General features: G+C 74.1%; 25 protein-coding genes. 9 read left to right on the top strand and 16 right to left on the bottom strand.

Annotated elements, in window-relative coordinates:
* Position 1: 1 nt before the first annotated feature.
* The 8 genes from rph to AB0G08_RS13785 all read right to left on the bottom strand — a co-directional run bounded on the left by rph (position 2) and on the right by AB0G08_RS13785 (position 6,265).
* Entirely contained in the window at positions 2-733 is a 732-nt protein-coding gene (gene rph / locus AB0G08_RS13820; RefSeq protein WP_358087072.1) for a ribonuclease PH, read from the bottom strand.
* Between the two features lie 65 nt (positions 734-798).
* Complete coding sequence (locus AB0G08_RS13815; protein WP_358087070.1) at positions 799-1,545, bottom strand: MBL fold metallo-hydrolase; 747 nt, start codon at positions 1,543-1,545, stop codon at positions 799-801.
* A gap of 296 nt (positions 1,546-1,841) precedes the next feature.
* Entirely contained in the window at positions 1,842-2,807 is a 966-nt protein-coding gene (locus AB0G08_RS13810) for a pyridoxal-phosphate dependent enzyme (RefSeq protein WP_358087068.1), read from the bottom strand.
* Between the two features lie 14 nt (positions 2,808-2,821).
* Positions 2,822-3,175: a MoaD family protein gene (locus tag AB0G08_RS13805; protein WP_358087067.1), complete on the bottom strand. Its 354-nt coding sequence runs from the start codon at positions 3,173-3,175 to the stop codon at positions 2,822-2,824.
* Between the two features lie 73 nt (positions 3,176-3,248).
* The gene (locus tag AB0G08_RS13800; protein ID WP_357868187.1) at positions 3,249-3,737 is read right to left on the bottom strand and encodes a M67 family metallopeptidase; all 489 of its coding nucleotides are present in this window, start codon (positions 3,735-3,737) and stop codon (positions 3,249-3,251) included.
* Positions 3,738-3,790: 53 nt separating this feature from the next.
* Complete coding sequence (locus tag AB0G08_RS13795) at positions 3,791-4,285, bottom strand: DUF2017 domain-containing protein (protein WP_358087215.1); 495 nt, start codon at positions 4,283-4,285, stop codon at positions 3,791-3,793.
* Positions 4,286-4,287: 2 nt separating this feature from the next.
* A complete protein-coding gene (gene clpS, locus AB0G08_RS13790) occupies positions 4,288-4,578 on the bottom strand; it encodes an ATP-dependent Clp protease adapter ClpS (protein ID WP_089001780.1) in 291 nt (96 codons plus the stop codon).
* Positions 4,579-4,723: 145 nt separating this feature from the next.
* A complete protein-coding gene (locus AB0G08_RS13785) occupies positions 4,724-6,265 on the bottom strand; it encodes a hypothetical protein (RefSeq protein ID WP_358087066.1) in 1,542 nt (513 codons plus the stop codon).
* 201 nt (positions 6,266-6,466) lie between these two features.
* Here AB0G08_RS13785 and AB0G08_RS13780 point away from each other — a divergent pair, with 201 nt between their 5' ends.
* The 4 genes from AB0G08_RS13780 (at position 6,467) to AB0G08_RS13765 (ending at position 12,322) form a co-directional block, all read left to right on the top strand.
* Positions 6,467-9,142 (top strand): LuxR C-terminal-related transcriptional regulator, encoded by a 2,676-nt coding sequence (locus AB0G08_RS13780; protein ID WP_358087064.1) that lies wholly within the window; start codon positions 6,467-6,469, stop codon positions 9,140-9,142.
* A gap of 16 nt (positions 9,143-9,158) precedes the next feature.
* Entirely contained in the window at positions 9,159-10,445 is a 1,287-nt protein-coding gene (locus AB0G08_RS13775; RefSeq protein ID WP_358087062.1) for a nicotinate phosphoribosyltransferase, read from the top strand.
* Between the two features lie 12 nt (positions 10,446-10,457).
* Positions 10,458-11,039 (top strand): isochorismatase family protein, encoded by a 582-nt coding sequence (locus AB0G08_RS13770; protein ID WP_358087060.1) that lies wholly within the window; start codon positions 10,458-10,460, stop codon positions 11,037-11,039.
* Positions 11,040-11,104: 65 nt separating this feature from the next.
* Positions 11,105-12,322: an MFS transporter gene (locus tag AB0G08_RS13765; RefSeq protein WP_358087058.1), complete on the top strand. Its 1,218-nt coding sequence runs from the start codon at positions 11,105-11,107 to the stop codon at positions 12,320-12,322.
* 403 nt (positions 12,323-12,725) lie between these two features.
* Here AB0G08_RS13765 and ctaD read toward each other — a convergent pair whose 3' ends face one another.
* Positions 12,726-14,483, bottom strand: coding sequence for a cytochrome c oxidase subunit I (ctaD, locus tag AB0G08_RS13760; protein ID WP_358087056.1), 1,758 nt, complete (start codon positions 14,481-14,483; stop codon positions 12,726-12,728).
* Between the two features lie 156 nt (positions 14,484-14,639).
* Positions 14,640-15,749, bottom strand: coding sequence for an FAD-dependent monooxygenase (locus AB0G08_RS13755; RefSeq protein WP_358087054.1), 1,110 nt, complete (start codon positions 15,747-15,749; stop codon positions 14,640-14,642).
* Between the two features lie 303 nt (positions 15,750-16,052).
* Here AB0G08_RS13755 and AB0G08_RS13750 point away from each other — a divergent pair, with 303 nt between their 5' ends.
* A complete protein-coding gene (locus AB0G08_RS13750) occupies positions 16,053-17,201 on the top strand; it encodes a cellulose binding domain-containing protein (RefSeq protein ID WP_358087052.1) in 1,149 nt (382 codons plus the stop codon).
* A 70-nt stretch (positions 17,202-17,271) separates the two neighbouring features.
* Here the strand turns inward: AB0G08_RS13750 and AB0G08_RS13745 are convergent, their stop codons facing one another.
* The 3 genes from AB0G08_RS13745 to AB0G08_RS13735 all read right to left on the bottom strand — a co-directional run bounded on the left by AB0G08_RS13745 (position 17,272) and on the right by AB0G08_RS13735 (position 19,363).
* Positions 17,272-18,234, bottom strand: a complete 963-nt coding sequence (locus AB0G08_RS13745; RefSeq protein ID WP_358087050.1) for an N-acetylmuramoyl-L-alanine amidase — start codon at positions 18,232-18,234, stop codon at positions 17,272-17,274.
* A complete protein-coding gene (locus AB0G08_RS13740) occupies positions 18,234-18,398 on the bottom strand; it encodes a hypothetical protein (protein ID WP_165947736.1) in 165 nt (54 codons plus the stop codon). Before AB0G08_RS13740 ends, AB0G08_RS13745 begins: the two co-directional genes overlap by 1 nt.
* Positions 18,399-18,574: 176 nt before the next feature.
* Entirely contained in the window at positions 18,575-19,363 is a 789-nt protein-coding gene (locus tag AB0G08_RS13735; RefSeq protein ID WP_358087048.1) for an aldo/keto reductase, read from the bottom strand.
* Positions 19,364-19,456: 93 nt separating this feature from the next.
* On the opposite strand from AB0G08_RS13735, the gene AB0G08_RS13730 reads away from it, so the two are divergent.
* Positions 19,457-20,518, top strand: coding sequence for a DNA polymerase ligase N-terminal domain-containing protein (locus AB0G08_RS13730; RefSeq protein WP_358087046.1), 1,062 nt, complete (start codon positions 19,457-19,459; stop codon positions 20,516-20,518).
* Between the two features lie 16 nt (positions 20,519-20,534).
* A complete protein-coding gene (locus AB0G08_RS13725) occupies positions 20,535-21,728 on the top strand; it encodes a threonine synthase (RefSeq protein WP_358087044.1) in 1,194 nt (397 codons plus the stop codon).
* A 25-nt stretch (positions 21,729-21,753) separates the two neighbouring features.
* Here the strand turns inward: AB0G08_RS13725 and AB0G08_RS13720 are convergent, their stop codons facing one another.
* The 3 genes from AB0G08_RS13720 to AB0G08_RS13710 all read right to left on the bottom strand — a co-directional run bounded on the left by AB0G08_RS13720 (position 21,754) and on the right by AB0G08_RS13710 (position 24,832).
* Positions 21,754-23,550, bottom strand: a complete 1,797-nt coding sequence (locus AB0G08_RS13720; protein ID WP_358087042.1) for a glycoside hydrolase family 15 protein — start codon at positions 23,548-23,550, stop codon at positions 21,754-21,756.
* Positions 23,551-23,595: 45 nt separating this feature from the next.
* Entirely contained in the window at positions 23,596-23,988 is a 393-nt protein-coding gene (locus AB0G08_RS13715; RefSeq protein WP_089001794.1) for a cupin domain-containing protein, read from the bottom strand.
* A 364-nt stretch (positions 23,989-24,352) separates the two neighbouring features.
* Positions 24,353-24,832, bottom strand: coding sequence for a septum formation initiator (locus tag AB0G08_RS13710; RefSeq protein ID WP_358087040.1), 480 nt, complete (start codon positions 24,830-24,832; stop codon positions 24,353-24,355).
* 102 nt (positions 24,833-24,934) lie between these two features.
* Between AB0G08_RS13710 and AB0G08_RS13705 the strand changes: the two genes are divergently transcribed.
* Both AB0G08_RS13705 and AB0G08_RS13700 read left to right on the top strand, forming a co-directional pair.
* Positions 24,935-25,630: a response regulator transcription factor gene (locus AB0G08_RS13705; RefSeq protein WP_358087038.1), complete on the top strand. Its 696-nt coding sequence runs from the start codon at positions 24,935-24,937 to the stop codon at positions 25,628-25,630.
* Complete coding sequence (locus AB0G08_RS13700; RefSeq protein ID WP_358087036.1) at positions 25,627-26,901, top strand: HAMP domain-containing sensor histidine kinase; 1,275 nt, start codon at positions 25,627-25,629, stop codon at positions 26,899-26,901. Before AB0G08_RS13705 ends, AB0G08_RS13700 begins: the two co-directional genes overlap by 4 nt.
* Positions 26,902-26,929: the final 28 nt, after the last annotated feature.

The raw sequence follows: 26,929 nt of genomic DNA, 5'->3' as shown, positions 1-26,929 counted from the left end.
CTCACGGGAGGGAGAGCGCCTTCCGCTGGGCTTCGGCCAGTTCCACGCAGCCGGCGACGGCCAGGTCGAGCAGGGCGTCGAGCTGCTCGCGGGCGAACACGCCCGCCTCCCCGGTGCCCTGCACCTCGACGAACTCGCCGGCGCCGGTGCACACCACGTTCATGTCGACCTCGGCGGCCACGTCCTCGGTGTAGTCGAGGTCCAGCCGCGGCTCGCCGTCGATGATCCCGACGCTGATCGCGGCCACCGAGCGGTGCATCACCTTCTCCGGCTTGCCGACCAGCGACTTGCGCCCGGCCAGCCAGGTCACCGCGTCGTGCAGCGCCACGTACGCGCCGGTGATCGCGGCGGTGCGGGTGCCGCCGTCGGCCTGGAGCACGTCGCAGTCGAGCACGATCGAGTTCTCGCCGAGGGCCTTCAGGTCGATGGACGCCCGCAGGCTCCGGCCGATCAGCCGGGAGATCTCGTGCGTACGGCCGCCGACGCGGCCCTTCACGCTCTCCCGGTCGGAGCGGGTGTTGGTGGCCCGCGGCAGCATCGCGTACTCGGCGGTGACCCAGCCGAGCCCGGAGCCCTTGCGCCAGCGGGGCACGCCCTCGGTCACGCTGGCGGTGCAGAGCACCCGGGTGCCGCCGAACTCCACGAGCACCGAGCCCTCCGGATGGGTGCTCCAGCCCCGGGTCAACGTCACAGGTCGGAGTTCGTCGGGTCGCCGCCCGTCAGGTCGTGCCATCCCTGCACCCTATGCGGTGCCGCGATCGGTTCGCCCCGGGGTGCCCCGCCCCGGGCGCCGGCCGGTCAGATCTCGTAGCTGGCGCCGGGCCGGACCACCTCGAGCGGCCCGTCGTAGGCGGAGCCGGCCGACTCCACGGTGTGCGCCTCGCTGCCCCAGGCGGCCACCAGGTGGGTGAGCAGCAGCCGGCCCACCCCCGCCTTGGTCGCCGCCTCTCCGGCCTCCCGGCCGGTCAGGTGCAGGTCCGGCGGGTTCTCCACACCGTCGAGGTAGCTCGCCTCGCAGAGGAACGTGTCGGCGTCCTGGGCCAGCCGGAGCAGCGCGTCGCAGGGCGCGGTGTCCGAGGAGTAGCAGAGCACCCGGCCGTCGTGCTCCAGCCGGACGCCGTACGTCTCGACGGGGTGGTTCACCCGGTCGACGGTGACCGCGAAGGGGCCGATCGGGAAGGTGCCGGGTTCGAGGGCGTAGAACTGGTAGACGTCCTCGACCGTGCTGTCCTCCTGCCCGTACGCGGCGGCCAGCCGGTCCGGCGCACCGGAGGGGGCGTAGACCGGCAGCGACGGGTAGGGCCCGTCGGGGGCGTAGCGGCGCACCACCACGTAGGAGGCGGCGTCGAGGATGTGGTCGCAGTGCAGGTGGGTCAGGATGATGGCGTCCGGGGCGTGCAGCCCCGCGTAGCGCTGGAGGTTGGACAGCGACCCGGAGCCGAAGTCGACCAGCAGCCGGAAGCCGTCCGCCTCGACGAGATAGGCCGAGCATGGGGACTCGGGACCGGGGAAACTGCCCGCGCAGCCCAGGACGGTCAGTCGCATCGAGTTGTCTCGCTATCACGATGCGTAGTTTCCGCGCCGACGGTCCCTCTGTGGATGATCTCTACCGACGCGTACGCCACGCAGGGCAGCCTACGCGCGCCCGCGCGGGGACAAGAGTCATCCACTGGAAGTTGTCACCAACGTGACACCCACCCGGGCCCCGCCGCGCCGCCCACCCGGCGACCGTGACGAGACGGCGTCCGCCGGTAGCGCTGGGTGAACGGATCGGCCGCGCCCCGACGGCGGTGACGCGCGGCCGGGCCACCGACGCGGGTCGGCGGCCCGGCCGCTCGGCGTCACGCCCAGAGCTGGCCCTCCAGGGCTTCCTCCGCGTCGGCGAGGGTGCCGCCGTACGCCCCGGTGGAGAGGTACTTCCAGCCGCCGTCGGCGACCACGAAGGCCACGTCGGCCCGCTGGCCGGCGCGGACGGCCTCGTGCGCCACCGCCAGGGCGGCGTGCAGGATCGCGCCCGTGGAGAACCCGGCGAAGATGCCCTCCACCTCCACGAGCTGCCGGGTCCGCAGCACCGCGTCGCGGGTGCCGACGGAGAAGCGCCGGGACAGCACCGACGCGTCGTAGAGCTCGGGGACGTACCCCTCGTCGATGTTGCGCAGCCCGTAGACCAGCTCGCCGTAGCGCGGCTCGGCCGCGACGACCTGGATGCCGTCGACCTTCTCCCGCAGGTAGCGCCCGGTGCCCATCAGCGTCCCGGTGGTGCCGAGACCCGCCACGAAGTGCGTGATCGTGGGCAGGTCGTGCAGCAGCTCCGGGCCGGTGGTCTCGTAGTGCGCCCGGGCGTTCGCCTCGTTGCCGTACTGGAAGAGCATGACCCAGTCGGGGTGCTCGGCCGAGATCTGCTTGGCGGTCGCCACCGCCTGGTTGGAGCCGCCCGCCGCCGGCGAGAAGATGATCTCCGCGCCGTACATCCGGAGCAGCTGCACCCGCTCGGTCGAGACGTTCTCCGGCATCACGCAGACCAGCCGGTAGCCGCGCAGCTTGGCGACCATGGCCAGCGAGATGCCGGTGTTGCCGCTGGTCGGCTCGAGGATGGTGTCGCCCGGCCGGAGCCGGCCGGACTCCTCGGCCGCCCGGACCATGAACAGGGCCGCCCGGTCCTTGATGCTGCCGGTCGGGTTCCGGTCCTCCAGCTTCGCCCAGAGCCGCACCGGCGGCGACCCGTCCGGCACCGTCGGGGAGAGCCGGGGCAGCCCCACCAGGGGCGTCCCCCCGCAGGCGTCGAGGAGGCTGTCGTACCGCGCCATGGCGACCGCCGCCGTCAGCGGGCGGCGGCGGCCGGCCGTGCGGCGACCGCGGCGCCGTGCTGGGCGATCGCGGCGGCCGCGGCGAAGCCGAACGCGCCACCGGCGACGGCCGGCAGGATGGTCACGCTGTCGCCGTCGTTGAGCTTGGCGTCCAGCGCGCCGAGGAAGCGGACGTCCTCGTCGTTGACGTAGACGTTGACGAAGCGGTGCAGCGCGCCGGCGTCGGTGACCAGCCGGGCCCTCAGGCCGGCGTGCCGGGAGTCCAGGTCGGCGAGCAGGTCGCCCAGGGTGTCGCCGGCGCCCTCGACGACCTTCGCGCCGCCGGTGTAGCTGCGCAGGATGGTGGGGATGCGAACCTCGATGGCCATGATGTCGTGCTCCTCGATGATGGTCGGGCGTGCCGGAAGGTGACGGGACGTGGACGGGTGTGGCGGCGCTGGATCAGCGGCCGGAACACTCGTAGTCGACCGTCGCCGGGCTCTGCCCGAACATGTAGGACTGCACGGCGTGCGGGTCCACCCCCGCGTCCACGATCCGGACCGGCTCCTCGGTCACCACGCCGTCGACGATCCGGAAGGAGCGGATCTCCTCCGTGCCGGGGTCGCGGGTGGAGACCAGCAGGTAGTGGGCGCCGGGCTCGCCGGCGAAGGAGATGTCCGTGCGGGACGGGTAGGCCTCCGTGGCGGTGTGCGAGTGGTAGATGACGACGGGCTCCTCGTCCCGGTCGTCCATCTCACGCCACACCCGCAGCTGCTCCATCGAGTCGAACTCGTAGAACGTCATGGAACGGGCCGCGTTGTCCATCGGGATGTGCCGGGTGGGGGTGTCGCTGCCGGCGGGGCCGGCGACCACGCCGCACGCCTCGTCGGGGTGGTCCCGACGGGCGTGGGCGACGATCGCGTCGACGATCGACCGGTCGATGCTCAGCACGTGCTCCAGCCTAACGCGTACCTGCCGCGACCTTAAGGTGTCGGCGGTCACGCCTAGTCGATCAAGGCGTTGAGCAGGGATTCCTGGAGATAGCCGAGGTACGCGTAGACCGATAGTTGGAACACCCGGCTGGAGGTCGGATCCTCGGCGACCGCGTCGTCGAGCTCCTCGCCGAGGTCGGTGCCGTCCTTGATCTCCAGCCGGACGCCCATGGCCAGCCGGGCGTCGTTGAGCGCCCGCAGCCACGCCTCGGCCGCCTCCGCGTCGAGACGCACCTCGCCGCCGGCCTCGTCGGGCAGCGAGGCGAGGATCGCGCCGGCCTGGTCGATCTTGGCGGTCTTGAGGTCGCCCTCGGTGTAGCGGCGGAACTCGGCCGTGCCGGACGGGTCCTCCGGGTAGACCTCGGGGAAGAGCCGGCCCACCACCGGGTCGGCGTGGTCGAAGCCGTCGGTGAGCAGCCCGACCACCTCGGAGGCCACCTTCCGCAGCACCCGCACCTCGTCGACGGCGAAGGTGGCGACGTAGCGGTCGCCCTGGCGACGGAACATGCTCACGACCGGTCCACCGTCGCCCACAGCCCGTACGCGTGCAACTGCGACGCGTCGTGCTCCATCCGTTCCCGGGCGCCGCTGGAGACCACGGCACGGCCCTTGTGGTGCACGTCGAGCATGAGCTGTTCCGCCTTCTCCCGGCTGTAGCCGAAGAGCTTCTGAAAGACCCAGGTCACGTACGTCATGAGGTTGACCGGGTCGTCCCACACGATCGTGACCCACGGTCGGTCGGACGCCGGCACCTCGTCGGTGTCCGGCGTCTCGACAGGTGCAACCTGTGGAGCCGCCATGCCCCCCATCGTGCCACCGGATTCGGCGAACCGAGGAACCGGAACGCCGGCCCGTCGCGGATCGCCGCGTCCGGCCTGGTCAGGGGCGTCCGCGGCACCGAGCGACCTCGGCGCGGGGCCGACGCCGCGAGCGGCCCGACCGCCCTCAGGCGAGCAGGATGCCGTGGTCGACAGCATCGGAGAGCACCCCGTCCAGCGAGAGGCGGACGACCTCGAACCGCCGGGAGACCTCCCGGGACAGCTCCAGTTCGACCTCGCGCAGCGCGCGCTGCGCCCAGGCCCGGGCGGCGTTGGGGTCGTGGTTGCCGGGGCTGCGCCAGTGCTGCCAGCAGCCGCCCGAGAGGGCCACGGCCACCGGCGGGAGCACCTCCACGCGCTCGACGCCCGGATAGCTCGCCAGCGCGTCGGTCGCGCCGATGCCGGTCAGCCCCGCCACGCCGCCGGTGCTGGTGACCAGCAGCACGCGGTCCAGCTCGTGCTCGCCCCGGTGGTCCGTCAGGCCCCAGCGCACCGGGGCGTGGAGGCGCCGGCGGACGCCCACCGGCAGCGGCGTGCCGAAGACCCGGCCGGCGGCCTCCTCGAAGAGCCCGCGCACCGCCTCGTCGCACTGGGCGGTGGCCAGCAGCGACAGCGCCTCCATCTCCCGGTCGAGCAGCTGCGGCAGGCCGGCGCAGCCGACCCCGAAGACGATCTCCTGCACCACGCGGAGGTGGATGTTCGCCAGCTCCAGGGCGAGGTGTTGGCGGATGCGTCGGGCGGAGGAGCGGGCCTGCCGGTCGAGCTGCTCCGACCAGTCGCCCGGGTCGGTCAGCACCGGCACCCGGCCCTGCGACCCGGGCAGCACCGGCGGCTCGGCGCTCGCCCGCCGTAGCCCCTCGTCGGCGGCCCAGCCGACCAGGGCCCGGCGCAGGTCCGCCCCGTCATCCGCGGCGTCGAGCGGGAACCAGCGGGCGTCGGCGAGCGCGGGTACGGCGGCCAGCAGGGCCGCCCGGTGCGCCTCGACGGTGACCGCGACCGGGTCCACCGGTGCGGAGGGCGACCCGACGGACGCCCCCGTGCCCTCCGTCGTCGTCGCGCCCTCCGGCACCGGGGCCCAGCCGCCCGCGCCCGGGGTGACCCCGAAGACGACCTCGACGCCGGCGCGGGCGAGGTCGGCGAGCAGATGGAGCTCGACGGCGGTGAAGGCCTGGTCGGCGGCGATCACGAAGAGCACCGCCCCGGCCCGGCCGGCGGCGTCGAGCAGCAGCTGGCCGCCGGCCACGCCGAGCGCGTCGGTGTCCGGCGTGTCGACGAGGCTGAAGTGCCGCAGCAGGGGCTCGGGCAGGCTCAGCTCGACCCGGCGCGGCGGGCGCGCGAGCGCCGGCCCGGCGGCCAGCCGGTCGGCGCCGTAGGAGTGGGGCTGGCGATAGCCGGGCACGTAGGCGGCCCGCGTGGGCACCCGGGAATGGCTCACCACGAGCCAACTGCCGGCGGGCACGGCGAGCATGGTGGGATCGAGCTGGAGCAGGCGGGCGAGCACCTCGGAGCGCCCCGCGCCGGCCGGGCCGACGCCGAGCACGGCCAGCGGCTCCTCCGGGCGGGGCTCGGTCACCCCCAGCCTGGCGGGCAGCCGCCCCCGGCGGGGCGGCTCCGCGGCGGCGGCCGTGCCGTCGGGCATCTCGACGGCGGGAAGGGGACCGGGCTTCATCGAAAGCGGCTCCCGTGGCAGGCGACCGGCAGCAGCCGGACGCGTGGAATCATCCGGGTCGCACCCGCGGATGCCGGAAGAGTACGGGCGGACGGGGCCCCGGACCGCACACTTCGAATACTCAGGGGTAACTACGAGACTACTCAACTTCGGTGCGTGACGAAGTGCACGCGGACGGATTCCGGTCGATATGCTGCCCCGATGAGTCGGTGGGGGTTCGTCGGCCGAACGGATGAGCTCAACCGTCTGCTGTCGGCGGTGACCGGCGCGGAGGGGCGGGGCCTCTTCTTCAGCGGCAACGCGGGCATCGGCAAGAGCCGGCTGCTGCGCGAGGGAGTGGCGGCCCTCCCCCGCGACGGGTACGCCGTCTGGTCGATCGCGGCCAGCGCCACCACCGCCGCGCTCCCCTTCGGCGGTCTCGTCCAGGTGCTCCCGACCGAGCAGCCGCAGGGCCTCTCCCCCGCCGGCATCCTGCGCTGGGCGGTGGACGTGCTGCAACAGCAGGCGGCCGGCCGCCGGATCGTGCTCGCCGTCGACGACGCCCACCTGCTCGACCCGCCCTCGGCGGCGCTGGTGCACCTGGTCGCCCGGGCCGACAACGCCACGGTCATCGGCACGTCGCGCGACGGCGAGCAGCTCCCGCTGCCGATCCGGGCCCTGTGGACCGACGGCCTGGTCGAGCACGTCGAGCTGAAGCCGCTGCCGCCGGCCGAGACCACGCGGCTGCTCTCCGAGATCCTGAACGGACCGGTCGACGCCACCTCCGCCGACCGGCTCGGCCGGCTCTCCGAGGGCAACCCGCTGCTGCTGCGGGAGCTGGTGTTCGCCGCCGACCGCGGGGAGCTGACCCGCACCTACGGGATCTGGAAGTGGACCGGCCGGCTGGAGCTGGCCCCCAACCTGACCGACCTGATCGACATCCGGATCGGCCAGCTCACCTCGGGCGTACGCGGGGTGGTGGAGCTGGTCGCCTTCGGCGAACCGCTCGGCCTGCACCTGCTCAACCAGGCCGCCGACCCGGTGGACGTGGAGACCGCCGAGGAGCGCGGGCTGATCACCGTGGAACGCGACGACCGGCGGGCGAACGTGCGGCTGGCCCACCCGCTCTACGGCGAGGTGATGCGCCGCCGCTGCCCCGTCAGCCGGACGCGGCGGTTGCAGGCCCGCCTCGCCGAGCTGCTCGAGCTGGTCGGCAAGCGACGCCGCGACGACCTGCTCCGGGTGGCCGTCTGGCGGCTCGACTCGGGCACCGCGCAGGATCCGGCCCTGCTGCTCGACGCGGCCGGGCAGGCGTTCGCCCGCTACGACGTGCCGCTGGCGACCCGGCTGGCCCGCGCGGCGCTCGACGCGGGCGGCGGCTTCGACGCGGCGGAGCTGCTGGCCACCATCCTGATGTTCGCCGACCGGCCGGACGAGGCGATCGAGGTGCTCGACGCGGTCGCCGCCGACATCGAGGGCGAGCGGCGGCTGAGCCGCTGGCTGACGGTGCGGGGCATGGTCAGCTACTGGGGCCTGAGCCGGCAGTCCACGGTGGAGGAGATCGCGGCCCGCAGGTCGACCCTGCGGGATTCCGCCGACCAGGCGAGGGTGCTGGCCTTCGAGGGCATCATGCGGCTGCACCGGCTGGACACCGGCATCGCGTTGCGGCTCGCGCAGACGGTGCTGGACCGGCCGGCCGCGAGCGTCGCCGCCCGGGAGCTGGCCCGCAGCACGATCGCCCACCTGCAGGCGGCGCGGGGGCAACTGCACCGCAGCGCCACCGCGATCAACCAGGTGCAGGCCGAGGCGGGCCGGTGGCGGGCGGACATGCCGTACCTGCAACTGGCCCTGGAGCTGGCCCGCGGCACCCGGCTGGCGCTCGCGGGCGACCTGGCCGGCATCGACGCGATCGTGGCCGACGAGTTCGCCGACCTGGCCGGCGCCGGGGACTTCCGGCTCGGCACCGGCTACCTGGCCATCCTCCAGGCGTACGCGGCCCGGCTGCGCGGCCAGAGCGACGCGGCGCTGCGGACCAGCCTCGGCGCCTGCGCGGTGCTTGCCACCAGCCGGGTCTACGCGGGACTGGCCCAGGCCGAGCGGGCCCAGGCGGCGGCGTTGCGGGGCGACGCCGCGCAGGCGGCGGAGGCGATGGCGGAGGCCGACCGCACCCACGCCCCCGGCATGGTCGTGCTGTACCCGTGGCTGGAGCAGGCCCGGGGCGCGGTGCTCGCCGCCGGCGGCGACGTGTCCGGTGCCGTCAAGCACCTGACCGGGCTGGCCGACCGGCTGCGCGCGGACGGCTTCGCCGGCCACGAGGTGCACGTGCTGCACGACCTGGTCCGGCTGGACCAGGCGACCGCGCCGCTCGGCCCGACCTGCTCCGACGGCAGCCGGCGCACCGTCGCGCAGCGGCTCGCCGAGCTCTCCGAACGCGTCGACGGGTTGCTGCCGCCGCTGCTCGCCCGGCACGCCCGGGCCGCCGCGGGCGGCTCCGCCGACGAGCTGCTGGCGGTCGCCGACGCCTTCGACGCGCTGGACCTGGCCGTCTACGCGGCGGAGGCCACCGCCACCGCCCTGGACCGGTTGCGCCGCCAGCGGTCCCCGGCGGCGGCCGCGGCCCGGGAACGCCTCGCCGCCCTGCTCGGCCGCTGCGACCTGATCCGCACCCCGGCGTTGCAGGCCGGCTCCCCGACGCTCAGCGAACGCGAGTGGCAGGTGGCGCGGCTCGCCGCCGACGGCGTGACCAGCCGGGCCATCGCCGAGCGGCTCTACCTCTCCGCCCGCACCGTCGAGAACCACCTCCAGCGGATCTACGGCAAGCTCGGGGTCGCCGGCCGGGCGGAGCTGCGGGCCGCCCTGCAGGCGATCCCGGGCCACGACGGCGGCGAGAACGGGTGAACCCTAGGCTGGGGCGGTGAGCACCCTTCGCCCCGCGCTGCTGACCGACCACTACGAGCTGACCATGGTCAGTGCCGCCCTGCGCGACGGCACCGCCGACCGCCGCTGCGTCTTCGAGGTGTTCAGCCGCCGGCTGCCCGCCGGCCGCCGCTACGGCGTGGTCGCCGGCACCGGCCGGCTGATCGAGCTGATCCGCGACTTCCGCTTCGACGCCGACGAGATCGACTTCCTGCGGCGCACCGGGGTGGTCGACGAGCAGGCCGCCGCCTGGCTGCGCGACTACCGCTTCACCGGCGACGTCGAGGGCTACGCCGAGGGCGAGCTGTTCTTCCCCAACTCGCCGATCCTCACGATCTCCGGCGGCTTCGCCGAGTGCGTGGTGCTGGAGACGCTCGTGCTCTCGGTGCTCAACCACGACAGCGCCGTCGCGGCCGCCGCCGCGCGGATGGTCACCGCGGCCCGCGGGCGGGCCCTGATCGAGATGGGCTCCCGGCGCGCGCACGAGGAGGCGGCGGTGGCCGCGGCGCGGGCCGCGTACCTGGCCGGGTTCCGGTTCACCTCGAACCTCGCCGCCGGGCGGCGCTACGGCATCCCGACCGCCGGCACGGCCGCGCACGCGTTCACCCTGCTGCACACCGACGAGCGGGCCGCGTTCGCCTCGCAGGTCGCCACGCTGGGCAAGGACACCACGCTGCTGGTCGACACGTACGACATCAGCCAGGGCATCCGCAACGCCATCGCGGTGGCCGGGCCCGACCTGCGGGCGGTGCGGATCGACTCGGGCGACCTGGCGGTGATCGCCCAGCAGTCCCGCGAACTGCTCGACTCGCTGGGCGCCACCGAAACCAAGATCATCGTCTCCGGCGACCTCGACGAGCACGCCATCGCCTCGCTCGCCGCCGAGCCGGTCGACATGTACGGCGCGGGCACCGCCGTGGTCACCGGCTCCGGCGCCCCCACCGCCGGGCTGGTCTACAAGCTCGTCGAGGTCGAGGGCCGCCCGGTGGTCAAGCGCTCCGAGCACAAGGCCACCATCGGCGGCCGGAAGGTCGCCGTACGCCGGCACAAGCCGACCGGCACCGCCACCGAGGAGATCGTCGTGCCGCAGGGCGTGCCCGACGCCCGGCCCAACGACCGGCTGCTCCAGCACACGTTCCTGGCCGGCGGCGAGCCGGTCGAGCGGCCGAGTCTGGACGAGTCGCGGGAGCACCTGCGGCAGTGCCTGATCTCCATCCCCTGGGAGGGGCTGAAGCTCTCCGCCGGCGACCCGGCCATCCCGGTCACGGTCGTCCCGGCCGACTGAAAGGAGCACCAGGTGAGCAACGCGCTGATCGTCGTGGACGTGCAGAACGACTTCTGCGAGGGCGGCTCGCTGGCCGTGGGCGGCGGGGCCGGCGTGGCGGCCGGGGTCACCCGGCTGCTCGCCGCCGAGCCCGACCGCTGGGACCACGTCGTCGCGACGAAGGACTACCACGTCGACCCGGGCGCCCACTTCGGCGACCCGCCGGACTTCGTGGACTCCTGGCCGCGGCACTGCGTCGTGGGCACCCCGGGCTCGGAGTTCCACCCCGACCTGGCCACCGACCAGATCGAGGCGATCTTCCACAAGGGCGAGCACGCGGCCGCGTACTCCGGCTTCGAGGGGCACGCCGACGACGGCGAGTGCCTGGCCGACTGGCTGCGCCGGCACGGGGTGGACCGGGTCGACGTCGTCGGGATCGCCACCGACCACTGCGTACGGGCGACCGCCCTGGACGCCGCCCGCGAGGGCTTCGCCACGACGGTGCTGCTGGACCTGACGGCCGGGGTCGCCCCGGGCACCACCGACGTGGCGCTGCGCGCCCTGGAGGGCGCCGGGGTCACCCTTGTCGGGAAGCCTGTGATCAGGGCCGCATGAGGCGGTAATTCGTTGGCGGTGCCGTGCCTCCCGGCCGAGGATGTCGGGCGGAGGTACGCACCGACATGAACATGAAGCCTTACCGGGAGGCGCTCGCCCTGCCCGGTCTCCGGTCGCTGCTGCTGGTGTCGGTGCTCGCCCGCGTCCCGCTCACCGCCACCGGGGTGACCCTGACGTTCTACGTCGTGCTCGACCTCGGGCGCGGCTACGGCGCGGCCGGGCTCGTCGGCGCGGCGATCACCGTGGGAGCCGCGATCGGCGGCCCGCTGCTCGGCCGCCTGGTCGACCGGCGCGGCCTGCGGCCGGTGCTCGTGCTGACCGGCCTCGCCGAGGCCGCCTTCTGGTCCACCGCGCCGATGCTGCCGTACGAGGTGCTGCTGCCCGCCGCGTTCCTGGCCGGCTCGCTCGCCCTGCCGATCTTCTCGGTGATCCGGCAGTCCATCGCCGCGATGGTGCCGCCGGAGCGGCGCCGCCCCGCGTACGCGCTGGACTCCATGTCGGTGGAGCTGTCGTTCATGGTCGGTCCCGCGCTGGCCGTGGCGGCGGTCACCGCGATCTCCGCGCGGACCACGCTCTACCTGGTCGGCGCCGGCATCGTCGCCGCCGGCGTCGCGTTCTGGGTGCTCGATCCGCCCACCCGAGGCGGCGGCGAGCCGACCGGGCCGCAGCCGAGGGCGCCCCGCCGGTCGTGGCTCACCCCGCGCCTGCTCGCCGTGCTGGCGGTCAGCGCCGCCGGCACGCTGGTGCTCGGCGGCACCGACGTGGCCGTGGTCGCCGTGCTGCGGGAGAGCGGCGACGTCGGGTGGACGGGCGCCGTCCTCGCCGTCTGGGCGGTCGCCTCGCTGGTCGGCGGCTTCGCGTACGGGGCGGTCACCCGCTCCTTCTCGCCGCTGGCCCTGATGGCCGCGCTCAGCCTCTGCACCATCCCGGTCGGGCTGGGCGGGGCGCACTGGTGGCTGCTCTGCCTGGCGCTGATCCCCGCCGGGGCGCTCTGCGCGCCGACCATCGCGGCCACCTCGGACGCGGTCAGCCGGCTGGTCCCCGCCTCCGTACGCGGCGAGGCGATGGGCCTGCACGGCTCGGCGGTCACGGTCGGCATCGCGGTCGGCGCGCCCCTCGCGGGCGCCGTCATCGACGCCTCCGCGCCGGCCTGGGGCTTCGCGGTCACCGGGGCGGTCGGCGCGCTGGTGGCGCTGGCCGTGCTCCCGATCGAGCTGCGCCGCCGCCGCACCGCCGCCGCCCTCCCGCCCACCCCCGAGCTCGTCCCGGCCCCCGCCGCCTGACCCACCGCCCGAGCCCGGCGCCCTGCCCCGGCGCGCTCCAACCCGCCGCTCAGGCGAGGAGGTAACCGGGCAGACGTGCAAGATCGTTTGATGCCCAGCCGGTGTCCACACGCCGTTTGGCCCGGTTTTCGATCAACTGATCATGACGTCCGCGCTCAAGCTGGCGCCGGGCCTCGCCGGATGGGCCGGGCCGCGCTAGACGGAGCAGGGCAGGGCAGGGCGGAGCAGGGGCGCGCTAGACGGGGCTGGGCTGGGCATGGGGCGCCGGGGCGGGCGGCAGCGGAGGTGGTGGGACCCGGCCCGGGTCGTCAGCGTCGGCCCCCGCTGCGGGGCGCGTACCCCTTGCAACGCCGACGGGCGCCGCCCCGGGTGGGGTGGCGCCCGTCGTACGTGGTGCGGAGCGTCAGTGCCGGTCGATGTCGCTGGCGGTGTCCTCGCGGTAGCTGGCGCCGCCGTCGGACTCGCTGGTCAGCGGCTTGGCACCGCCCTCGGGCGGGCCGGCCAGGCTCTGACCGGCCGCCAGCTCCGGGAACTTGAGGTCGAACGCCGGCCGCTCGGAGCGGATCCGCGGCATCCGGTCGAAGTTCCGCAGCGGGGGCGGGGAGCTGGTCGCCCACTCCAGCGAGTTGCCGTGACCCCACGGGTCGTCGACCTCGACCACCGGGCCGGCCTTGTACGACTTCCAGCAGTTCCAGATGAACGGCAGGGTCGAGATGCCGGTGATGAACGCGCCGATGGTGGAGATCATGTTCAGCGTGGTGAAGCCGTCGCCGGGCAGGTAGTCGGCGTACCGGCGTGGCATGCCCTCGTTGCCCAGCCAGTGCTGCACCAGGAACGTGGTGTGGAAGCCGATCATGGTCAGCCAGAAGTGCACCTTGCCCAGCCGCTCGTCGAGCATCCGGCCGAACATCTTCGGGAACCAGAAGTAGATGCCGGCGAAGACGGCGAACACGATGGTGCCGAAGAGCACGTAGTGGAAGTGGGCCACCACAAAGTACGAGTCGTGCAGGTGGAAGTCGAGCGGCGGGCTGGCCAGCAGCACACCGGTCAGGCCACCGAAGAGGAACGTGACCAGGAAGCCGATCGAGAAGAGCATCGGCGTCTCGAAGCTGATCTGGCCGCGCCACATGGTGCCGATCCAGTTGAAGAACTTCATACCGGTCGGCACGGCGATCAGGTAGCTCAGGAAGCTGAAGAACGGCAGCAGCACCTGGCCGGTGGAGAACATGTGGTGCGCCCAGACGCTCATCGACAGGCCGGCGATGGCGATGGTCGCGGCGACCAGCCCCTTGTAGCCGAAGATCGGCTTCCGGGAGAAGACCGGGATGACCTCGGAGATGATGCCGAAGAACGGCAGCGCGATGATGTACACCTCGGGGTGGCCGAAGAACCAGAAGAGGTGCTGGTAAAGCATCGGCCCGCCGGTCGCCGGGTCGTAGACGTGGGCGCCCAGGAGCCGGTCGGCGGCCAGCGCCATGAGCGCGGCGGCCAGCAGCGGGAAGACCAGGATCACCAGGAGGCTGGTGACCAGCATGTTCCAGGTGAAGATCGGCATCCGGAACATCGTCATGCCCGGCGCGCGCAGGGTCAGGATCGTGGTGATCAGGTTGACCGCGCCGAGGATCGAGCCGAGGCCGGAGATGACCAGGCCGATCACCCACAGGTTGGCGCCGATGCCCGGGGAGTGCTCGATGCTGCTCAGCGGCGCGTAGGCGGTCCAGCCGAAGTCGGCGGCCCCGCCCGGGGTGAGGAAGCCGACCATCGTCATCGAGCCGCCGAGCAGGAACAGCCAGTAGGCGAAGCTGTTCAGCCGGGGGAACGACACGTCGGGCGCGCCGATCTGCAGCGGCACCACGTAGTTCGCGAAGGCGAACACGATCGGCGTCGCGAAGAACAGCAGCATGATCGTGCCGTGCATGGTGAACAGCTGGTTGTACTGCTCGGGCGACAGGAACTGCAGCCCGGGCCGGGCCAACTCGGCCCGCATGATCAGGGCCATCAGGCCACCGATCATGAAGAACACGAACGCGGTGACCATGTACATGATCCCGATCTGCTTCGCGTCCGTGGTACGCAGCAGCCGCGCGATGGCCGACCCCTTGACCGGCGCTCGGACCGGCCAGGGCCGGGTCACGACCGGCTTGGGTGCGACGGTGGTCACGAGTGGCCTCCGGTTCTGGGTTGTCCCGCTCGGCACGCGCTGGTTATCTGCGGGCCGTCATCCGCAAGGAGGATAGTCCCCGGCAGGTGGGTGTGCCGCGTGGGGTGGTCGGGTAGCCTGCACCGCCCCGGCGCGGACGGTCCTCGGCCACCGGCGCTACAGCGGGCCGAGCAGCAACCGGTAGTGCTCGCCGAAGATCCGGTCGCCGCGCCCGCGCAGCAGCGGGTCGCGCAGCGCGGGCGGCACGTCCCGGGTCCGGTTGCGGTCGCGGGTCCGGTCCCGCACCCATCGCGTACGCGGGCGACGACGACTCTCGTACGCCGCCAGCGCCGCCTCGACGTCGCCGTCGGCCGCCCGGAGGGAGTCGGCGAGCACCACGGCGTCCTCCAACGCCATCGCCGCGCCCTGGGACAGCGTCGGCGCGGTGGCGTGCGCGGCGTCCCCGACGAGCAGCACCCGCCCCCGCCACCAGCACCCCAGCTCCACCTCCTCGGTGATCCCGACGTGCACCCGGTCCAGCGCCTCCAGCACGGCCGGCACCGGTCCGCCGTAGTCGCCGAAGAGCTCGCGCAGCCGGGCCGGCGGGTCGGCCGGCGCGGCGGTGCTGGCCTCGTCGGCGTAGCAGTGCAGCCGCCCGGCGCCGATCGGCACGACCAGGAAGCCGGCGCGCTGGCCGAGCAGGGCGGTCCACTCGGCGACCGGGGGACCGTCGCGCACCACGGCGCGGTAGACGACCTGGCCGGCGGGCCGGGGCGGGCCGCCGAGCGCGGCCAGGGCCCGGATCGAGGAACGCGGCCCGTCGGCGCCGACGACGAGGTCGTACTCGGCGGTGGCGCCGTCGGCGAAGGTGACGCCGACGGCGTGCGGCAGCAGGTCGACGGTGCGCACCTCGACGCCGTGCCGGACGGCGCCGCCCGCGCCGGTGAGCAGCACCCGGTGCAGTTCCGTCCGGGGCAGCGCCCGGCACTCGCCGACCCCGGACCAGAGCGCGTCGAGGTCCACCTCGCACAGCGGCGCCCCGGCCGCGTCGAGGAACCGCTGCCGGTGGATGACGTGCCCGAGCGGGCGGACGGGCCCGTCGAGGTCGAGCCGGGAGAGTGCCCGGGCCGCGTTGCCGGGCAGGAAGAGACCGGTCTCGGCGTGCTCGCCCGGGGGCAGCCTCTCGGTGACGTCGGGCCGGAAGCCCGCCATCCGCAGCGCCCGGGCCACGGCCAAACCGGCGATGCCCGCGCCGACGACGAGGATGCGCAGGGGAGAGCCACCCATGGTGGTGTACGCCTCCGGAGGGGTTCGGCACGCGTTGGAGGCAAGACACTACTCGGCGCAATCGGCACACACCAGAGTCAATCGTCCCAGATGAAACATTCCTCGGCGGCCCTCGTCCCTGCTTCGGCGGACCACCTGCCGGCCGACCGGCCCGGGCGTGACAAACCTCACTTACCTCGCCAATACCCCGCGCCCATTGCGCAGCGGTTTCAGAGATGTAAATGTGTCGACTGAGCATGGGAGCGCTCCCGCGCCCATCGGCCGACTCCGTCCGGCGTCCCGCGCCGAAGCCGAAGGAGCATCATGAAACGTCCACTCCGGGCCCTCGCGGCAGCCGCGCTGCTCGCCACCGGCTCGATCGTCGCGGTGGCCCTCGGCGGCACCGCCAGCGCCGACACGCAGATCTGCGAGCAGTACGGCTCCACCACCATCCAGGGCCGCTACGTGGTGCAGAACAACCGCTGGGGCACCACCGCCCAGCAGTGCATCAACGTCACCGACAGCGGCTTCGAGATCACCACCCAGAACGGCAGCAACCCGACCAACGGCGCGCCGACCGCGTACCCGTCGGTCTTCCTGGGCTGCCACTACACCAACTGCTCCCCCGGCACCAACCTGCCGATCCAGGTCAGCCAGATCAGCAGCGCCACCAGCAGCATCGCCTACCGGTACGTCAGCAACGCCGTCTACAACGCCTCGTACGACATCTGGCTGGACCCGTCGCCAAAGCGGGACGGGGTGAACCAGATGGAGATCATGATCTGGCTCAACCGGCAGGGCCCGATCCAGCCCATCGGCTCCCCGGTCGGCACCGCCACCATCGACGGCCGAAGCTGGGAGGTGTGGCGGGGCAGCAACGGCTCGAACAACGTCATCTCGTACCTGGCCCCGTCGGCGATCAGCAGCGCGAACCTCAACCTGTTGGCGTTCATCAACGACACCCGCAACCGGGGAGCGATCACCAGCTCCTGGTACCTGACCAGCATCCAGGCCGGCTTCGAGCCGTGGCAGGGCGGCGCCGGGCTCGCGGTGACCTCGTTCTCCGCCGCCGTCAACGGCGGGGGCAACCCGACCACCCCGCCGCCGAGCACCCCGCCGCCCGGCACTCCCCCGCCCAGCACGCCGCCGCCGGGCGCCGGATGCGCGGTGAAGTACACGCCGAACGCGTGGGGCAACGGCTTCACCGCCGACGTGCAGGTCACCAACACCGGGTCGAGCGCGGTCAACGGCTGGACGCTGACCTACAACCTGCCGGCCGGGCAGCAGATCACCAGCGCGTGGAACGCCACGGTGAGCCAGAGCGGCTCGGCGGTGACCGCGCGGAACATCAGCTGGAACGGCTCGCTCGCGCCGGGCGGCACGGCGAGCTTCGGCTACCAGGGGACGCTGAGCGGGACGTACTCGTCCCCGACGAGCTTCTCCCTCAACGGGGTCGCCTGCTCGCGCTCCTGAAACGCCGGACGCGACGTCCGCCGGGCCACCCCGATGCCTGGCGGACGTCGCGCGTGAGAGGGCCGGCGGCTCAGAGCCGGGTGAGCCGGACGGCGTCGGCGATGACGAGGCCGGGGGCCGAGCTCCACCGGCTCACCGCGACCCGGTTGGCGTCCCCGGCCGGCAGCGTGAAGGTGCCGAGGGTGCGCCACTGCCCGCCGGTCACCCGCTGGTCGACGATGATCGTGCGGTTGCCGGTCGTGGTGGACACGATGTACGGGGCCGCGGCGTTGTAGCCGGCGTTGGCCGGCCACCAGGCGTCGACCCGGTAGTTGGCGGTCGCCGGGACGTTGAACTTGTACCAGGCGGCGTCGCTGGCGGCGACGGGGTCCGCGAAGCGGTAGTCGGCCCCGTAGCGCTGGGTCGAGTACGTCGAGGTGCCCCAGCTGGCGCTGGCGGTGAAGCGGCCGGCGGTGGAGTTGTCCACCACGGAGGTCCAGGTGGTGGTGCCCGCCATCTTCGCGGCGACGTCGGCGCGCATCGTGTTCAGGTCGATGAAGGACGGGTCGATCTTGCCGGTGGTGCTCGTCTCGCGGTGGCCCCGGGCGTAGCTGGCGTCCCTGCCGAGCCGCTTGAGCACGGCGGCCGTGGCGGCGATCGACGCGTTGTACTGCGCCGCCGTCATCTCCTGGTTGACCCCGTTGTAGTCGATCTCCCAGCCGATCATCAGCGTGTTGCCGTCGCCCGCGGGGATCGGCCCGCTGCCCCGGCTGACGCCCGCGTGGTTGCAGCGCCCGGCGGAGATGACGTGGAAGACGCCGTGGTAGTCGACGAGCGCCTGGCAGAGCGGGCCGGGCAGGTCGGACCGGCCGTTGATGCAGATGTTGAGCGCCGGGTGCGGGTTGGTGGCGCTGGAGGTGGCGGCCGTGTGGTGCCAGAGCACGCCGATCGGGTTGAAGTCGCCCGGGCGCATCCGGTTCACCCAGTCGCCGTGGGTCACGACCTGGACGCCCGCTCCCCGCAGGACGTCCACCAGCCAGGGAATGGTGGCCATCAGGACTCCCCGAGCAGGTCGGCGAGGCACTCGGCCTTCGGCGCGGCGAGCGGCGCGGCGCTCGCCGTGGCGGGCTTGGCAGCAACGGCCACCGCGGTGGCCACCAGAGCCGACATGCCCAGCACCCCGCGTCGGGGGAGGCGGGCGGGTCGTGACGCGTTCATGGCGCTCCTTCAGACAAGGGCGGAGGGGTTCCGACTCATCGATGAACTGGTGACGCGCACCGTATATCGTCACGAGCATCTATGTCGATACCCTTCACTGCCCCTATTCAGGCTGAAGGAAATTGGCAACGGCGGTCCGGGTCCGGGCCCCGATCCGGGCGCCCGGAAGGGGTCCGTCAGGGGTTGCCGAGGGCGTCGATGTCGCGCATCTCCTCGGCGGTCAGCGAGAAGTGGAAGATGTCGGCGTTGACGCGGATCCGCTCCGGGGTCACCGACTTGGGGATGACCACGATCTCGTGGTCGACGTGCCAGCGGAGCACCACCTGGGCCGGGCTGACGTCGTGCGCGGCGGCGACGCGGGTCAGCACCGGGTGGGCGAGGTCGCTGGTCTTGAACGGGCTGTACCCCTCCAGCACCACCCCCCGGTCCCGGTGCTCCTTGTGCCGCTGCCGGTCGTACAACGAGGGGCTCCACCGGATCTGGTTGACGGCCGGGTTCTCCTCGGTCGCCTGGATCAGCTCGTCGATCTGGCCGGTGCCGTAGTTGCTCACCCCCACCGCGCGGGCAAGCCCCTCGTCCCGGGCGGCGAGCATCTCGCGCCAGACGGGGATGTTGTCCGCGGGGCTCGCCGGCGGCCAGTGGATCAGCCACAGGTCGACGTGGTCGGTGCCGAGCGCGGCCAGGCTCGCCTCGAGCGTCTCCCGCTCCCGGCCGACCCGGTCCGGCGGCAGCTTGGTGGTGACGAAGACGTCCTCGCGACGCAGCCCGCTCTCCCGGACCGCCCGCCCGACCTCCTCCTCGTTGCCGTACATCGTGGCGGTGTCGACGTGCCGGTAGCCGGCGTCGAGCGCGGCGAGCACCGCGTCGTACCCTGCCTCGCCGGTGGCCTGCCAGGTGCCGAAGCCGAGCAGGGGCATCCGCACCTCGCCCGGAAGCACAACGGTGGGCTGGTCCTCGTGGTCCATGGTCCCGGTCTACCCGTGATGACCCGTGACATGCCGCCGAACCGGACACGCGGGCGACCGGCGGGCCGGCGCGGATTGCCGGAGAATGCGGGTGTGGCTGACCCGCTGGAGGAGTACCGGCGCAAACGGGACACGGCGCGCACCCCGGAGCCGGTGCCAAAGCGACCCCCGCGGCGCGAGCGACCCGCCGACGGCACGGCCCGGTTCGTCATCCAGCAGCACCACGCCCGGAGCCTGCACTGGGACCTGCGGCTGGAGCACGAGGGGGTGCTGGCCTCCTGGGCGGTGCCGCGCGGGCTGCCCCGCGACACCGGCCGCAACCACCTCGCCGTGCACACCGAGGACCACCCGATGGAATACCTGGACTTCCACGGCGAGATCCCGGCCGGCGAGTACGGCGGCGGGCGGATGACCGTCCACGACCGGGGCACCTACCACTGCGAGAAGTGGCGCGACGACGAGGTGGTCGTGGTGCTCGACGGCGAGCGCACCTCCGGGCGGTACGTCCTCTTCGCCACCGGCGGCAAGGGCGGGCGGGACTGGATGGTCCGCCGCACCGACCCGCCGCCGGAGGGCTGGACGAGCATGCCGGAGCTGGTCCGCCCGATGCTCCCCACCGGGGCGGCGAAGCTGCCGGCGGACGAGACGCAGTGGGGCTACGAGCTGCGCTGGGACGGGGTGCGCGCGGTCGCGTACGTCTCCGGGGGGCGGCTGCGGCTGCTCGCGCAGGACGACGAGGACGTCTCCGGGACGTACCCCTGGCTGCGCGAGCTGGCCGAGGAGCTGGCGCCCACGGAGGCCGTGTTCGACGGCGTGCTGGTCCGCATCGACCGCGCGGGCCGGGTGCGGCCGGCGCGCGGCGGACGCCGGACCCCCGACGCCCAGTACCTGATCTTCGATCTGCTCTGGATGGAGGGTGTGACCAGCGTCGACCTGCCGTACGCGCAGCGCCGGGAGCTGCTCGACGGGCTGGCGCTCGCCGGCGGTCACTGGCAGACTCCGCCCTGGTTCCCGGGTGCCGGCCGGGAGGCGCTGCGGACCGGGCGGGAGCAGGGGCTGCCCGGGGTGGTGGCGAAGCGGCTGGACTCGGTCTACGAGCCGGGCCGGCGCAGCCGGCGCTGGCTGAGCATCGACGCGAGCCGAGACACGAGCTGAGACGGCGAGGAGCATCGTGTACCTGACGCACCTGGAATGCCCGCGCTGCGGGCGGGAGCACGACGCCGGCAAGCTGGCCAACCTCTGCGACTGCGGATCCCCGCTGCTGGCCCGCTACGACCTGGCGGCGGTGGCGAAGGTGCTCACCCCGGAACGCTTCCCGCTGCGCCCGGCCGACCTGTGGCGCTACCGCGAGCTGCTGCCGGTGGCCGACCCCCGGCACGAGACCACGCTGGGCGAGGGCTGGACGCCGCTGCTGCGCACCCCGACCTACGGCGCGGAGATCGGCATCGCGGAGCTGATGGTCAAGGACGAGGGGCTGACCCCGACCGGCTCGTTCAAGGCGCGCGGCGCGGCGGTGGGCGTCAGCCGGGCCCGTGAGCTGGGCGTGGAGCGGATCGCCATGCCCACCAACGGCAACGCGGGCGCGGCCTGGGCCACCTACGCCGCGCGGGCCGGGCTGGGCGCGACCATCGTCATGCCGCTGGACGCGCCGGCCATCTGCCGGCGCGAGTGCGTGGCCGCCGGGGCCGACCTGCGCTTGGTCGACGGGCTGATCAGCGACGCCGGGCGGCACGTCGCGAAGCTGGTCGCCGGCTCCGGGGGCGCGATCTTCGACGCCGGCACGCTGCGGGAGCCGTACCGGCTCGAGGGCAAGAAGACGATGGGGTACGAGATCGTCGAGCAGCTCGGCTGGCAGGTGCCCGACGTGATCATCTATCCCACCGGCGGCGGGGTCGGCCTGATCGGCATCCAGAAGGCGCTGCACGAGCTGCGCGAGCTGGGCTGGATCGAGGACAAGCTGCCGCGCCTGGTCGCGGTGCAGTCGACGGGCTGCGCGCCGATCGTCCGGGCCTTCGCCGCCGGTGAGCAGCGGGCGCGGCCCTGGGCCGACGCGCACACCGTGGCGTTCGGCATCACCGTGCCGGCCCCGCTCGGCGACGAGCTAATCCTCGACGCGCTGCGCGCCAGCGCCGGCACCGCGATCGCCGTGGACGACGCCGAGATCCTGGCCGACCTGCGGGACTTCGCCGCCCGCGAGGGGCTGCTGCTCTGCCCGGAGGGGGCCGCCTGCCTGACCGCCGCCCGGCACCTGCGCGCCGGCGGTTGGATCCGGGCCGGCGAGCGCGTGGTGGTGCTCAACACCGGGGCCGGCGTGAAGTACCCGGAGACCGTGGACGTCACCGGCGTGCCGGTGCTGCCGGCCTGACCTGCCGGCCCCCGCGCGCCCACCGTCAGTCCGTGGCGGGGTCGGTCAGCCGCCAGGCGGCGCTGACCAGGCCGATGTGCGACAGCGCCTGCGGGGTGTTGCCGAGCTGCGCGCCGGAGCGCGGGTCGATCTGCTCGCTGAACAGGCCGACGTCGTTGGCGTGCCCGAGCAACCGCTCGAAGAGCGCCTCGGCCCGGCCCCGCTCGCCGGCCATCACCAGGCACTCCACCAGCCAGAACGAGCAGGGCAGGAAGCCCGCCGGATCGGTGCCCCAGCGACGGACGAGACCCTCCCCGGCGCCCAGCTCGCGCTCGACCGCCTCGATGGTGGCGCGCATCCGCGGGTCGGTCGCCGGCAGGAACCCCACCAGCGGCAGCAGCAGCACGGACGCGTCCAGGTCCGGCGAGCCGAACGCGCCCCCGAACGCGCCGGTCCGCTCGTGCCAGCCCTCGCGCAGCACGGCGGCCCGGATCTCGTCGCGGATCGCCGCCCAGCGCCCGGGGTCGGCCCGGTCGCCGAGCCGGGGCGCGAGCGTCACCGCCCGGTCCAGCGCCACCCAGCAGAGCACCTTCGACGTCAGGTAGTGCCGGTCCGCGTCCCGGGTCTCCCAGATGCCCCGGTCGGGCAGGTGCCAGGTGGCGGCCACCTGCTCGGCCAGGCCGAGCACCATCTCGCGCAGTTCCGGGTCGAACGTCTCCCCCAGGTGGTCGCGCAGCTGCCAGACCGCCGAGACCACCTCGCCCGGCACGTCGAGCTGGCGCTGCCGCCAGGCGTCGTTGCCGACCCGCACCGGCAGGCTGCCGCCGTAGCCGCGCAGGTGGGCGCACTCGTACTCGGAGACGTCCCGCTCCCCCTCCAGGCCGAAGAGCACCGGCACGGGCTCGGGGCCGACCCGGCCGATCGAGCGGGCCGCCCAGGCGAAGAGCCGGGACGCCTCGGACGGGCAGGCGGCCACCCAGAGGGCGCGCAGGGTCATCGCGAAGTCGCGCAGCCACGAGTAGCGGTAGTCGTAGTTGTGGTCGCCGCCGATCCGCTCCGGCAGCGACGTGGTCAGGGCCGCGGCCACCGCGCCGCTGCGGGCGTACGTGAGGCCGGTGAGCACGGTCGCGCTGTGCCGCACCTGCGCCGGGTAGCGGCCGTCGTAGTGGTGCGACTCCCGGTATGCCTGCCAGGCCTGCACCGTCTCGGCGAGCGCGGCGACCGGCTCCAGCCGGACCGGCGCCGTCCCGTACGCCTGCCCGTACGCCGCGTCGAAGCCGACCACCTCGCCGGCGCAGACCTCGAACTCCTGCCGGACCCGGTCCCGGTCGACCTGCGGCGCGAGCCCGCCGGCGTGCAGGGTCAGCACCACCGGCCCGGCCGCGGCCAGCACCCCGCCGTCAGGCTGCTCGTGCAGGTACGGGGTGAGCAGGCCGTACTCCGGGCGGGGGCGGAAGTCGAGCGACATCCGCACCCGCCCGCTCAGTCCCTCCACGACCCGCAGCAGCACCGCCGGCGAGTTCATCCCCAGCTGGTGGCCCCGGGCGCCGAACTCGGCGGCGAGCGCGTCGGTGACCGCGACGCTCCCCTCCGGCGTGTGGTGCACCGTGCGCAGCACCAGCGTGTCGGCCAGGTACGCCCGCTCCACCCGGTGCCCGGGCAGCCCGGCGGCCACGGGCGCCAGCCGCCAGTGGCCGGCCTCCGGGTCGAGGAGGCGGCCGAACACCGACGCGGAGTCGAACCGGTCCGGGCACCACCAGTCGACCGAGCCGTCCCGGCCGACCAGGGCGCCCGAACGGCAGTCGGAGAGGAACCCGTAGTCGGAGATCGCCAACTGGTCCACCCGCTGCGGGTACCCGGTTCCGGCCGCCTCAGGCGGCGCGGACGGTCAGGAGGTGGGCGGCTCGTCCTCGCCGGCGGCCTCCGCGGCGTCGGCCTCCTCCTTGGTCCGGTGCACCGCCTGGTCGGCGTGCTCGGGCGGGCCGTAGACGGTGTAGAGCACCAGCGGGTTGGGGCCGGTGTTGACGAAGTTGTGCTTCGTGCCGGCCGGCACCACCACCAGGTCGCCCTGCACGACCTCGCGCTTCTCCCCCGCCACCCGGGCCTCGCCCGTACCGCTGACGAAGGTCAGGATCTGGTCGATGCCCTCGTGGACCTCCTCGCCGATCTCGCCGCCCGGAGGAATCGTCATGATCACCAGCTGGGTGTGCTCACCGGTCCACAGCACCCGCCGGAAGTCCGGGCTCTTCTCGGCGACGGTCGCGATCGTGAAATGTTCCATGCCGACGCACATACCCGCTGCGGCCCGACACCACGCCGAGACTCGCAGATGGTGGAATTCGCCACTTCCCCGAGGTTTCGATCCTCCGTGGACGGGGATCGAGTGAACAGCCGGCGCAACGGTGGCCGGTCGAGCCAGGTCCCCGCCGGCGTACCGCCGTACGGCTGCGGTGGTGGGAGACGGCCAGAGCGCGGCGACGTTCCGATCCCAGATCCGGACGGCGCCGCGCGCTCGTGTCCGGCCCTGGCCCTCTGCGGACTGGTGGTCACCGCCGGGGCGTTGGGTGGCTGGTCCCGGCCCGTCGGACGGGCGCGGCCGGCGGGAAGGCCGCCGCCCGCACGCCCGCCGGCCTGCGGTGGACCGCTCAGTCGTCGTCCTCGGCCGCCACCGGCTCCAGACCCACGCAGCGCAGCCTCAGCTCGAACTCGCCGGACGGGCCGGCGAAGGCGACCTCCACGTCGTCGTCCGGCCCCCGCTCCGCCTCGGCGACCCGGTAGCCCGGCGCGGGCGTCCAGGAGACCAGCCGCACCCCGTCCGGCCCGCACTCGGCCACCGCGCTGCCACCCGTCGTGGCGAAGGCCCGACGTGCTCCCGCCGGGGCCGCGCCGGTCGCTCCCGGCGACGCCGGCCCGCCCGTCCCGGTCGCCGTCGGCGACGGCCCGGCCCCGGGGGCGGTGGGCCCCGGGGAGGCCAGGGCACGCTCGATCTCCTCCTGGCTGAGCACCCCGCCCGGGGTGCCGGCGATGCTCTCCCCCACCCACTCGATCGCGGCCACCCCGATCAGGGTGGCGACGGCGGCGGTGGCCAGCCACCCGGCGACGGCGAGGAACGAACGGCGGCGCATCCCCCGAGTCTCCCCGATCCGGGGTTCGGGCGAGCTCAGCACGAGGCTAAGGGAGGGTTAAGGTCCGGGCCGGCGCGGGCCGTGGCGGCTAGCCTGCCACCTGTGGCCCGCCTGCTGCTCATCGAGGACGACCTGACGATCCGTACGCCGCTGCTGCGGGCCCTGCGCGACCGGGGGCACGCGGTGGCCGCCGCCTCGACGGCGATGACCGGCCTGCGCGACGCGCTGGACGACCGGCCCGACCTGGTGGTGCTGGACCTGGGACTGCCCGATCTGGACGGCCGGGAGCTGCTGCGGATGCTCCGCGCGGTCAGCGCCGTGCCGGTCATCGTCGCCACCGCCCGCGACGACGAGACCGAGATCGTCCGGGTGCTCGACGCCGGGGCGGACGACTACGTGGTGAAGCCGTTCACGGCCGCGCAGCTCGACGCGCGGATCCGGGCGGTGCTCCGGCGCGGGACGGGGTCCGGCCCGGAGGAGGACACGACGCTGGTCGTGGGCGGACTGCGGGTCGACCCGCGGTCGCGGCAGGTCACCCTGGACGGCACGCCCGTCGAGCTGACCCCGCGCGAGTTCGACCTGCTGCACCACCTCGCGGGCCGGCCCGGCCAGGTGGTCACCAAGCGGGAGCTGCTCGCCGAGGTGTGGCGGGTCCCGTACGGCGGCGCCGACAAGACCGTGGACGTGCACCTGTCCTGGCTGCGGCGCAAGCTCGGGGAGAGCGCGCAGGCGCCCCGCTACCTGCACACCGTGCGGGGAGTCGGGGTCCGGCTGGAGGCACCGGGGAGCCCCGGATGAGGGCCCGGCTGGCCCTGCTGGTCGCCGCGGTCAGCGTGCTCACCCTGGTCGCCTTTCTGGTGCCGCTGGCGCTGCTGGTGCGTACCGTCGCGGCGGACCGGGCCACCGTGCGGGCCACGGCCGACGCGCAGAGCCTCGTCACCGTCGTCGGCACCGCCGACACGACGACGATCCGGCTGACCGTCGAGCAGCTGGCCACCGAGTCCGAGCGGTCGGTCACGGTGTTCCTGCCCGACGGCACGGTGCTCGGCGCCCCGGCCCCCCGTACGCCCGCAGTGGCGCTGGCGGCCCGGGGGCAGAGCCTCACCGCCGAGTCCGGGCGGGGGCGGGAGGTGGTGATCGCCGTGCAGGGCCGCCCGGACGGCACCGGCGTGATCCGGACGGTGGTCCCGCCCGCCGAGCTGACCGCCGGGGTGACCCGGTCCTGGCTGGCCCTGGCCCTGCTCGGCGTGCTGCTGGTGCTGATCGGGCTGGCCGTCGCCGACCGGCTGGCCCGCACCCTGGTCCGGCCCATCGGTGAGCTGTCCGCGGTGTCGCACCGGCTGGCGAACGCGGAGCTGGACGCGCGCGTCACGCCCGCCGGGCCGCCCGAGCTGCGCGAGGTGGCCGGCGCCCTCAACCACCTCGCCGGCCGGATCCAGGTGCTGCTGGTGCAGGAGCGGGAGGAGGTCGCCGACCTCTCGCACCGCCTGCGTACCCCGCTGACGGCGCTCCGCCTGGAGGCCGAGTCGCTGCGCGACCCGGAGGACGCGGCCCGGGTGACCGCGGCCGTGGACGGGCTGGAGCGGGCGGTCACCGGCCTGATCCGACAGGCGCGTTGGCGGGTGCCGACGGCCGGGGCCGCCAGCGCCGACGCGGCGGCGGTGGTGGCCGAGCGGGTGGCGTTCTGGTCGGTGCTGGCCGAGGACACCGGGCGGGCCGTGACGCTCGACCTGGCCCCGGGACCGCTGCCGGTGGGCGTGCCCGCCGACGAGCTGGCGGCGGCGGTGGACGCCCTGCTCGGCAACGTCTTCGCGCACACCCCGGACGGCACGGCGTTCGCCGTCCGGCTGGCCACGGAGGCGGGCCGGGCGGTGCTGACCGTGGCGGACGAGGGGCCGGGCATGCCGCCCGGCACGATCGACCGGGGCGCGAGCACCGCCGGCTCGACCGGCCTGGGCCTGGACATCGCCCGCCGCGCCGCCCAGGCCAGCGGCGGCCGGCTCACCCTGCACACCGCGCCCTCCGGGGGCGCGCAGGTGCGCCTCGAACTCGGCCCGCCCCGGCCCTGACCCGCCCTCCTTCCCGCACCGGTCGCGG

Source organism: Micromonospora sp. NPDC023644 (genome assembly GCF_040640115.1).
GTDB lineage: Bacteria > Actinomycetota > Actinomycetes > Mycobacteriales > Micromonosporaceae > Micromonospora.
Note: the sequence above shows the minus strand (reverse complement) of the source record. Positions and strands in the feature narration are given on the sequence as shown.